We start from the raw sequence: 10277 nt of genomic DNA, 5'->3' as shown, positions 1-10277 counted from the left end.
TTGCGGAGCACCTCGGGGTATCCTTGCCGACGCTCTATCGCTGGATTCCAGGAGCATCGCGCCCTTAACGGGTTTTATATTCCGTTTTCTGAGGGGACCCCTATATAGTCAGTTTTCTGCGGGGCTGGAAGGCACGCAACTTCCCCTGACATTGCTGCTTTTCTTTGTAGCCGGTCTCGGGCTCGCATTTACACCGTGTATTTTCCCGATGATTCCCATCCTGTCTTCTTTGGTCGTGGGGCGTGGCAATGCCCAGTTGACTGCGCGCGAATCCCGCATGCGGTCTTTCTGGATTTCTGTCGCCTACGTCTTGGGAATGTCCATCGTCTATGCGGCAGCCGGCGTAATCGCCGCGATCACCGGTTCCTATCTTCAGGCATTCTTTCAGAACCCCTGGGTCTTGGGCGGCTTCAGTGCATTATTTGTGTTGCTGGCGCTGTCGATGTTCGGGTTCTATGAGTTGCAGATGCCAACCGCCCTGCAGACCCGGCTCTCCCAGTATGGCAAAGGCGGACATGCGCTTGGCGCCTTTATCATGGGCATGCTTTCGGCACTGATCGTCGGCCCTTGCGTATCCGCGCCTTTGGCAGGGGCGCTACTGTTCATCGCCCACACAGGCAATCTGGCCCTGGGGGCTTTGGCATTGTTCCTTTTGGGATTGGGGATGGGCACGCCCCTGTTAATCATTGGCACATCAGCCGGTCATTTTTTGCCCCGAGCAGGCGCATGGATGAACGCCGTCAAGGCAGTGTTTGGCGTAGTCCTGCTGGGTGTGGCGATCTGGTTTTTATCGCGGATTTTGCCTGGCCCGGTAACGTTAGCTCTGTGGGCGATTCTTGCGATAGTTTCGAGCGTCTTCCTTGGGGCATTTTCTCCTAGCACTCGTCCTGCCACACATTTTTTTCGGGGGCTGGGGCTGGTGATATTCCTGTATGGCGTGCTGTTGGGTATCGGTGCAGCATCCGGCGCTTCACAGGTATTACAACCATTGGCACCGCTAGTTGCTCAAAGGGACAAGCAACGAGTGATTCCATCGGCGCAGACCGCCAATCAACGTTTTGAACAACACATGGTCACCAGCCTGACGCAACTCCATCACGCGCTACTGGCAGCCAAAGGCCACCCCGTTCTGGTGGACTTCTGGGCAAGATGGTGCGTGGAATGTCAGCGCATAAATGTCGAAACCTATGAAAATCCGCAGGTGGATATGGGGTTGCGCCATGTGACTCTCATTCGCGTCAATGTGACGGCTAGCGATGCAGCATCCCGGAATTTGCTACACCACTTTCAACTTTTTGGCCCGCCCGCCATCCTGCTGATAGGCGCTTCCGGACACCTGATCGCGCAATATGAAGGGTACGAGGGGCCTCACACCCTTCTGCATCACGTACAGCAAAAACTTGGAGCAACAGCAGCGCATTGAGGAGATACCACATATGAACGCCATTGAAGGAAGTCACCTAAAGCAGTGGATCGTTACCGCTGGTTTTCTGACGGCTGTCACCGTCGCAGGATCGGCGCTGGCCACTACGTCGCCTTTACCAAAAATGTCACAACCAAGTTACTGGTCAGCTATTGGACACAAGCTGACTTACATTCAGGAGGGTCACAAAGGTCCGATCATTTATGACTTCTTTGATCCCAATTGCCCCTATTGCCACAGCATGTACGAAGAAGAACAATCCTTGGTACAAACTGGGAAAGTCACGATTCGATATGTTCCCGTGGCTTATTTACTGCCCAGCAGCCAACCGGAAGCAGCGGCAATTCTGCAGACATCGCATCCTCTCGCCGCCCTTGGCCACTTCGAGGTGTTGGCGGGAAAAAGTTTTGCGGCGCCTATCGGCCCCAACGGTCCCGTTGGATTGCCGCGTGTCAAAGCGTCAGCGCACACGATACAAGCATTGTCGATGAACATGGCGGTTCTACAAAGCACGCACTCCATGGGGGTTCCGGCGATTTTGTATCTGCGCAAAGACGGCCAAACTGCTTTGTTACCTGGCATGGTATCTCGTGGAGAACTGCTGACTCTGCTTCCCAATCTTGCGCGATCGTAAGGACAACGTCATGAACGGAAAATCTGCAAACGTGGTGGCGAAATGGCTTGTCGTTGGCGCTGTAGGGTGTAGTCTGGCCATAGTCGGCACCGCGCCGGCCATTGCCGCACAAACACCCACGCATCCCCCAAAGATGACCGCCAGTATTCTATGGAATGATATTCTGGCTCATCATATCACCTATATCCAAGATGGCCATGGCGGACCCATCATTTATGATTTTCAGGATCCCAATTGCCCCTATTGCCATGTGATGTATAAGGAGGAAGCAACCTTTATTCGGGAGGGAAAATTGACGGTGCGCTATGTGCCCGTCGCATTCCTGACTCCGCAGAGTCCAGCAGAGGCCGCCGCATGGTTGCAATCTCCCAATCCGCTGGCAGCCCTTCAGCATTTTGAAAAAATCGTTGGCCCGGCATTGCGCCGTGGCAGTTATCGTCACCTGCCAAAAGCGAAGCCTACGGCCAAGACCACCAAGGAACTGACGCGCAACCTTGGCCTGATGAGTGCATTAGGTTTTGAAGGCACACCTGCTATTCTCTACCGAGTAAAAAGTGGTGAGCTCGGACGCATTCCCGGATTGATCGCCCAGAAACAGTTGGGAGAATTGCTACCGCACCTGCAGCAATCGTAGTAGTGAGCATGCGCGTTCCTAGACTTCCAGCCGCGCTCCTATTGGGGTGTCTCTGGCCGCTAGCTTTTGCGCCATTTGCGCAATGGTACCTTGCGCCATTATTGCTGACCGCAGTTTTCGGGATGGCGGTGCAGGCTCCATCCGCTAAGCATGCAGCGCTTCTAGGATATCTTTTTGGGTTCGGAGCATTTGCCACTGGTATTTACTGGGTGGCGATTCCTCTTCACCAGTATGCTCATATGATCTGGGGGCTTGCAGCCATCCCAACCGCGCTGCTCGCGGGTTATTGTGCACTATATCCAGCTCTGGCTTTGGGTATTCCGCGGCGCTTCTTTTCTATCCGCGCCCGTTGGCTGCTCCTTCCGATCTTATGGATTCTTGGCGAATATTTACGGGCTCGGGTGGCCACTGGTTTCCCCTGGTTGGCTACCGGGTATTCACAAACTTGGACGACCCTCGGCGGATATGCCTCATGGCTCGGACAGCCGTTGGCCCACCATTGCTGTTTCAACGTCTGCCTCAGCACAGGCTTCCTCGGTACCAAACCGTTTCGGCCACTGCAGCAAATTCATCGCTTCGGCTTTCATCTCTGCCCCTCCAACAGCCTGATTCATAAGAAATCTGACCTTAATGCCGAAAATAGTTCATAGGCATGATGGGGGAAGATCTCCGGAGAAACATCGACGCCGCAAGGAGAGAATGTCATTCGTTTCCCCGGCCGCCGGTCTCGCTAACGGTCGGGGCGATCGCCGCTTCCCAATCCAGATTTCGCTTAGAGTAAGGGGCGAGGACGGTTCTGGGTCTCGATTTGCTGATGTGCGGCATAGATGGCGGGATGCACGAGTCCTTCCCAGTTCCAGAGGTTGCCAAGGAATAGTAGAGAAGTAAGCAGCAGGATGCCCGCTAGGGACAGGCCCAGGATGACCAGAATGATTGCCTCTTCCGCATCCGGGTTACGGCGTCGCCATCGCCAGAGCAGCCACGACGCCAGGAACAGTAGCAAACCCAGGCCTATCAGGATACCTCCGGTGATCAGGTTCTGCAGCGCATCCACATGAGCCACCTGGGCCAGTTCTACGGAAATGTTCATAGTGCGTTGTCCTTGTCGTGGGATGCCGTTTTAATCGGATCAGACCATTCCTCTAATAAGGTTTTGCGGATCTGATCATCTATGGAAATGGCTTTCGCGTTTTCTTCCAGATACCAGGAGGGTGGTGCTGTTCCCGGCAAATCCAGCGATTCCCAGTCGGGCAATCCCTCCGGCAGTGCCTGCTGGAAACGAAGATCCATCTGGGCTCGGAATTGCAGGAGCTCCCCCAGAGACTCAGGCCCTGCTCCCTGGGGGAGGTGAAGTTCCCCGCCCACACGGGCCGTTTCTTCGGCGAGAAAGTTTGGGTCATAGGTGTCCCAGGAGCGAAACAGCTTTCGGGTGCAGGCTTCCCAACTCATGCCGGAAGCCTGGAGAAACTGCAGATAATGCAGGGTGGTATCGTTTTCGAAATTTCGCATCAAATCTTCGATGACCGTCTTGTCTTCCACGTTCATAAAACACCTTTCATGTTTTGCAGGATTGCCTCTTCATTATACCAAGGGCAATTTTCCTGAAATTTGCTGCCTCATGGGCTAAAGATCTATTATTTTCCCCCCATGGAAAGTGATAACGATGACGCCATCAAAACTCCACATAGAGGCGTCCGGCCCCGGATGCACCAGGATGCCTGCGCATTCTACGCAAATCGACCACCCGGAGTGCGGCTGCGGCGACTTGGGGGGTGGTGGATGTTTGCTCCGAGATGGCCTCGGGAGTCAATTTTGGGGTGAGCTTGCGCAGGGTTTTACCCGCCAAATTCTGGGAATGGGCCTGGTGGACGACCCGATCCAGAATGGGATCCGCCACCAAGGTCGGATCTCCCAGGAAATTGTTCCAGTGAGGCACGGGGACCTGCCTGCGGAAGTCCGACTTGAAAGGGCAGTTGATCCGGCCTGGTCAGTTCTATGCACAAAAGTTGTATGACCGGCTTTACCAACAGGGCTTTGTGGTAAGAATTCTCCTACCCAAGGTAGTGATCCGAGCCGGAAAGAAATCCGTCGATTGGAATGATGTCCTGCTGGAATCCGGGCCAGAAGCTGTATGTGCTTACAGCCAACCCGCAATCCAGAAACCTCGATTGACCGTTAAAAAGCAGAAGCCAGACTCTGAGCGTCAGAACGCTGCCGTTCGAGTACCCGACCAACTACTTCAGTCCTGCACTGTCAACACAGCGCAGCAGGCCGAGTCGGCGCCATCCGGATCCATCCATTCTGTCCTTAGCGACATTTGGAGAAAATCCAGTCGGCAGTCCAGCACTTGACCCATTGTGAGATCTATCGCCCCATGCCATTGCGCGCATGGGGCTTTTTTTGTGCCTGTGTGGCAGTGTGCGGATCATAAAAGCTTACGAAAAGACAAGCAGCACTTTCGCTGCTGGCCTGGAGACCATCGCTTTGGCGTGCAGTCCACAGAAGGGTAGCTTAAGGCCTGATGACACGTGAAGCGCGCATAGACTTGGGCTCCGCACGCCGACTCTCTCCCAAAAATGAAACAGCTATTCGGGCATTGGCTTATCACTTGCAACCTTGATCTGGCAGGCCGCGAATAGTATCAGTAGGCGTCATGTGAACGCAGTGGAACGCGCATGAAAAGTAAACACAAAAGTAAACGCGCAAAGAACAATGCCCTAACAGATTGCGCATATCCTCTTGTTTTTATTGGTGCCGGCAACAAGAATCGAACTCGTGACCTTCTGATTACAAATCAGCTGCTCTACCTGCTGAGCTATGCCGGCGCACGACGCGCATTATAGGGCGTTGTGGGTCAATCACCAAGGTGCGCTGGTAGCTATGACTGCCGGGGAGGTTTTACTGTTAATGACGGCGATTCTGGCCGCCGTTGCGTGGCTTGTGCAGACTGCTCCCGCGCCAGTAGGCGCCGGATGAGTAGCATGCCCGCCACCAGAGCGCAAACAAAAATCGTCAACAAGGTAGCAATACCGATGTTGATTTCTGCACTCATATTTGCCTCCCTGTGAAAACATCGGGCGCATCCAAGAGGGACGCGCCCGAGCGGGCTGCGACTTAATGCATACCCGGCATACCCGGAATCATGGGCATGGTGCGCATATAGAGCTGCGAGAACATCCACCAGGTCAAGCCAATGGTGATAATGAACAAGGGGATGAACATCACCAGTGCCACCGTGTTCCAAATGTTATGCTCAGAGATATCGATATGCAGCAGGAAATACACCTGCGCGATGATGGCGATACCCGCGCAGCCAATGATGGCCAGCAGCAGGCCGAAGGGCGGTAATACATGCCCGTTGACCAGAATGGTCGCGGCAAACATCAGTAATGAGGCGATGACAAAGCCGGTGATGTAATTGCGGTTCGTGGCCATCTGTACTTCGGGATGCTGAATGGGATCACTGTGTCCGTGACTCATGACATATACCCCCAGAGATAAACGAAGACGTAAATAAATACCCACATAACGGCCTGGAATTGCCAGAACATGCGCAGGCTGAGAAGGCGCCCCACCGTGTCATCGGTAAACCCTTGACGAAGAACCTGGTAGAGCATGACCAACATCCAGATCAGGCCAACAAAGATATGCGCGGTGTGGACCTGGGTGAGGGCATAGAAGGCCGAGAGGCCGCCACTCACTTCTGGCGTAACACCCATGCTAAGCATGCGTAATACGTCATGAATATCCAGACCAATGAATACTCCGCCAAGCACCATCGACGCGATAATGCCGTTAATAACGCCGGCTTTACTGCCTTTTTTCAGTGCCGTCATGGCAAAACCGTAGGCCAGTACGCTCAAAAACAACGCCATGGTTTGGATGAAGGTGTACCAGGGCGCTACAAACTGCGCCGGGGTTGGGCCGGTGTAATAACTGTGGCTATAGCTAAGAACACCATAGGCGGCAAAGAGTGTGGCGAAGAGCATGCCATCACTCAACACATACATCCAAAAACCAAAGGTGCGGGTGGCGATGACGTCATGTCCTTCATAGTCATCGGACCACAGAACGACTGTTTTTGGGTCCACCACCTCATCATGTGCATGCATAACAAACTCCTTTTTGATTGGGAAGTGAGGCTGATGCGATAGGAACGTCATCAACCCCACGTGGTGGCTATAGGTGTCGAGACTCCGTCGGCGGTGTCGCAGACGTGGCCGTGTCGTTGCTGATAGGCGAGTACGCCGTCACCGCGCCGCCGCTGAAACCACCACCGTGTGGAACGGGATGTGAGCCGTTATCCAGCATCCGCGCCTTCGATTCCCGATCCATCTCTTCCATTTTTTCGGCGGGGATACTGTAGCCGGGATCCCCTTTGCCAGAGCGATAGATCATTAGTAGTACCGTTAAGACCAGCGATGCGACAGTCAACCACCATACCCTCCAGGTCAAACCGAAACCTACCAGAAAGGTGAGAGCACCAATATATAATGCAATCGGAGTGTTGTTTGGCATATGAATCGCCTTAAAGTGGTCCGGCTGTGTATCCATAAGGCCATGCTCACGGCGCCAGGCGGCCTCATCTCGAGCATTCACATGCGGCACCATAGCGAAGTTGTAAAACGGCACCGGGGTATCCGTAAGCCATTCCAGACTGCGCGAGGTACCCCAGGCATCGGGGCTGTGCACATGGTTGGCTTTGCGATCACGAATACTCACGTAGAGCATCCAGACAAAGGCAAGAACCGACAAGACATAGACAAAAATGCCAATTTCCTGCACGTCGAACCACGCACCCCATTGGGGATTGAAAGGCCAATCCAGGCGTCGCGTTTCACCCATGAAACCGAGCATGAACATGGGGAAAAAGACCAGAAAAGTGCCAGCGGTAAAGAGCCAGAACATGATCTTGCCCCAGGTTTCATTGAGTTTGAAGCCGTAGATCTTCGGGAACCAGAAAATGATCGCGCTAAATACCGCATAGACGATACATAGGAGCATCATATGAAAATGCGCGACCACGAAAACGCTGTTATGCACCATGTAGTTAATGGCCGGAATGGAAAGCATCATGCCGGTTAAACCACCAATGAGCAGTAGGAATAACGCACCAATCGACCACAGCATCGCCGCCGAGAACGTTAAACGACCGCGATACATGGTAAACGTCCAGTTAAAGACCTTCACACCGGTTGGGATGCCGACAAGCATCGTCGCAATACTGAACTCCGTGCTCACGTAGGGCCCCATGCCCATGGTGAAGAAGTGATGCAGCCAGACAATCCAGGAGACACCGGCGATAGCGAAGGTGGCGAGCACCATTGCTGCATAGCCGAAAATCGGTTTTTCGGAGAAGGCTGGAATGACTTCTGACAGCATGCCAAAGGCCGGCAGAATGACGAAATACACCTCAGGATGACCCCAGAGCCAAAAGAGGTTGGTGTAGAGCATCAAATTACCGCCAAAGCCCGCGGTAAAGAAGTGCGTACCCAAATAACGGTCCGCACCCACCAATGCCAGGGCGACCTGCAAGCAGGGAAAAGAGGTGAGGGCGATGATATTGGCTGAAACGGCAGACCAGGTGAACACGGGTAGGCGGCTCCAGGTCATACCGGGGGCGCGCATTTTTACCACCGTGGCGAGGAAGTTGATACTGCCAAGGGTGGTACCCAGGGCGACCAGTTCCAACGTCCAGATCCAGTAGTCCACACCCACGCCTGGACTATAGGCCAACTCGAAGATTGGCGCGTAACCAAACCAGCCGTTGTGGGAGAAATCGCCGACAAAAAGCGAAATCATGATGAGAAATACGGCAGCCGTAGTGATCCACAAGCCCAAAGCGTTCAGATAGGGATAGGCCATATCGCGGGCGCCAATTTGTAAGGGCACGACGATATTCATGATACCTACCAGCAACGGCGTGGCGGCGAGCAGAATCATGATCAGCCCGTGAGCGCTGTAGATTTGGCCAAAATGAAAAGGCGTCAAATAGCCATGAATGGCGCCCATCACTTTCATGCCATTGTCGCCGGGTCCGACCGCCAGCGCTTGTTGGGTGCGCATCATTAGGCCGTCGATGAAACCGCGAAATAACATCACCAGACCAAGGATAATATACATCACTCCAAGTTTTTTATGGTCGACCGTGGTAAACCATTCTTTCCACAAATATCCCCACTTGCCGTAGTAGGTAATGCCCGCTAGTAAGATAATTCCAGCGATCACGATAACTACAAATAAGGGCGCAAGAATAGGATTCGTATAGGGAATCTCGGACAGGGCCAAGCGTCCCAATAGTGGACTCCAAGGTCCAGGTACGTTAACCAGCATAGCGTTTCTCCGTGCTTTGTTAGCGGGTTAGGCGCGATGTTCTGCGGCTTGCAATTTCAGGTAATGGAACATGTTTTCAGTCATAAACATGGGTAACGGCCATTTTTTGCCATCCATGACTTCCACGATGAGATGGTTGAATAGACCGGACTCCACATGACCATATTCTGGCGTTTTGTTTTTGACATTTATGTAGGGATCGGCAAAACGATTAAACTGGTTATAGTCCATGGTATTTGGACTCGCTTCCACGCCTTTTGCCCATTGTTTGAAGTCACCCATGCTAACAACGTGGGTCTTGAAGAGCATCCACGACGTACCAGCACCGCAATAGTCCGCGGCAATTCCCTGATAGGTGCCAATATGATTGCTCAGCAGGGCATCCTTGGTACGCATTCCCGGCATCACGTCAATCATGCCAACTAGCTGGGGAACAAAGAAATCCGTGGTTACTGCGGTAGACGTCAACTTGAAAAATACCGGGGTATGGGCCGGCACGACGAGCTCGTTGGCAACCGCCATGTTGTGAAATTGCGGGTAAACAAAAAGCCACTGCCAGTCAGTGGCGATAACGTCGATTTCTACCGGGTCGCCTTTTGGCTTGACGTATTTGGTCACGGCCGTAGGATTATAAGGATTGACAGCAAAGCTACCATTGATAGATACAGCCCAGGCGAGAAAGGCGACGGCGACGATGGGGATGCCCCAAAAGGCAATTTCCAGCGTGTTGGAGTGCGCCCACTTACCGTCATATTTCCCACGATTACTGCCTTTGCGGTACTTCCACATGAACCAGATTATGAGTAGCGCAGTGATGCCAACAATGGCGAGCATCACGCCAACGTCGATCATCATGTAAATGAAACTTGCATGGGCACCGACGCCACGGGGATTAAAGATCCACCATGCAGAGTGTTTGGCGCAGCCCGTTAGTAACAGCGCCAGTGCGGGGGCGAGGGCGAAACGGCCCCAGCGAAAGAATTTGCGGAATGGCATGTATTGCTCCTCGGTTATCCAGAGATATCTTGGTCTGAACATTAGCGTTTATAGCTTACATATCACTACATATACAATCTCGAATTTTCTATGATTCGATTGCGCAGTTATATAAAAACAAGACCTAATATGTTTTTATTCTAATGTAATTCTTCTCGTTAAATAGTATAAAAATACCAAATTACATATTATTTAATGATATATTATTATAGTAATATAACGGCCTGGGGGATTTGCGCAGCCGTAAGCTGTCATAA

11 protein-coding genes, 1 tRNA gene and 2 pseudogenes are annotated in these 10277 nt (G+C 52.8%); 4 read left to right on the top strand and 10 right to left on the bottom strand.

Going from position 1 to position 10277, the window contains the following annotated elements; genetic code table 11:
- From dsbD to AB4090_RS01900, 4 genes and pseudogenes are all read left to right on the top strand, one after another.
- The coding region (gene dsbD, locus AB4090_RS01915; protein WP_369572157.1) for a protein-disulfide reductase DsbD at nt 1-1423 on the top strand (1423 nt) is incomplete at its 5' end.
- Between the two features lie 13 nt (nt 1424-1436).
- Nucleotides 1437-2057 (top strand): thioredoxin fold domain-containing protein, encoded by a 621-nt coding sequence (locus AB4090_RS01910; RefSeq protein WP_369572156.1) that lies wholly within the window; start codon nt 1437-1439, stop codon nt 2055-2057.
- 10 nt (nt 2058-2067) lie between these two features.
- Complete coding sequence (locus AB4090_RS01905; RefSeq protein ID WP_369572155.1) at nt 2068-2691, top strand: thioredoxin fold domain-containing protein; 624 nt, start codon at nt 2068-2070, stop codon at nt 2689-2691.
- A gap of 8 nt (nt 2692-2699) precedes the next feature.
- A pseudogene (locus AB4090_RS01900) lies at nt 2700-3122 on the top strand (apolipoprotein N-acyltransferase); the annotation flags it as partial.
- A 47-nt stretch (nt 3123-3169) separates the two neighbouring features.
- Here the strand turns inward: AB4090_RS01900 and AB4090_RS01895 are convergent.
- From AB4090_RS01895 to AB4090_RS01850, 10 genes and pseudogenes are all read right to left on the bottom strand, one after another.
- Nucleotides 3170-3278: pseudogene (locus AB4090_RS01895) on the bottom strand (IS1595 family transposase); the annotation flags it as partial.
- A 185-nt stretch (nt 3279-3463) separates the two neighbouring features.
- Nucleotides 3464-3781 (bottom strand): hypothetical protein, encoded by a 318-nt coding sequence (locus AB4090_RS01890; RefSeq protein WP_369572154.1) that lies wholly within the window; start codon nt 3779-3781, stop codon nt 3464-3466.
- Nucleotides 3778-4236, bottom strand: coding sequence for a hypothetical protein (locus AB4090_RS01885; RefSeq protein WP_369572153.1), 459 nt, complete (start codon nt 4234-4236; stop codon nt 3778-3780). The genes AB4090_RS01890 and AB4090_RS01885 overlap by 4 nt, the downstream gene beginning before the upstream one ends.
- Before the next feature lie 127 nt (nt 4237-4363).
- Entirely contained in the window at nt 4364-4627 is a 264-nt protein-coding gene (locus AB4090_RS01880; RefSeq protein WP_369572152.1) for an ATP-binding protein, read from the bottom strand.
- A gap of 813 nt (nt 4628-5440) precedes the next feature.
- Nucleotides 5441-5516: transfer RNA gene (locus AB4090_RS01875), tRNA-Thr, on the bottom strand.
- Between the two features lie 53 nt (nt 5517-5569).
- Entirely contained in the window at nt 5570-5743 is a 174-nt protein-coding gene (locus AB4090_RS01870) for a hypothetical protein (protein WP_369572151.1), read from the bottom strand.
- Nucleotides 5744-5805: 62 nt separating this feature from the next.
- The gene (locus AB4090_RS01865) at nt 5806-6171 is read right to left on the bottom strand and encodes a cytochrome o ubiquinol/quinol oxidase subunit IV (RefSeq protein WP_369572150.1); all 366 of its coding nucleotides are present in this window, start codon (nt 6169-6171) and stop codon (nt 5806-5808) included.
- Nucleotides 6168-6803, bottom strand: a complete 636-nt coding sequence (locus AB4090_RS01860) for a cytochrome c oxidase subunit 3 (protein ID WP_369572149.1) — start codon at nt 6801-6803, stop codon at nt 6168-6170. The genes AB4090_RS01865 and AB4090_RS01860 overlap by 4 nt, the downstream gene beginning before the upstream one ends.
- Nucleotides 6804-6870: 67 nt before the next feature.
- On the bottom strand, nt 6871-9024 hold the full coding sequence (locus AB4090_RS01855) for a cbb3-type cytochrome c oxidase subunit I (protein WP_369572148.1): 2154 nt from the start codon (nt 9022-9024) through the stop codon (nt 6871-6873).
- Between the two features lie 27 nt (nt 9025-9051).
- Nucleotides 9052-10020 (bottom strand): cytochrome c oxidase subunit II, encoded by a 969-nt coding sequence (locus AB4090_RS01850; RefSeq protein ID WP_369572147.1) that lies wholly within the window; start codon nt 10018-10020, stop codon nt 9052-9054.
- Nucleotides 10021-10277 lie beyond the last annotated feature (257 nt).

The sequence above is a fragment of the Acidithiobacillus sp. IBUN Pt1247-S3 genome (assembly GCF_041146875.1).
Classification (GTDB): Bacteria; Pseudomonadota; Gammaproteobacteria; order Acidithiobacillales; family Acidithiobacillaceae; genus Igneacidithiobacillus.
Note: the sequence above shows the minus strand (reverse complement) of the source record. Positions and strands in the feature narration are given on the sequence as shown.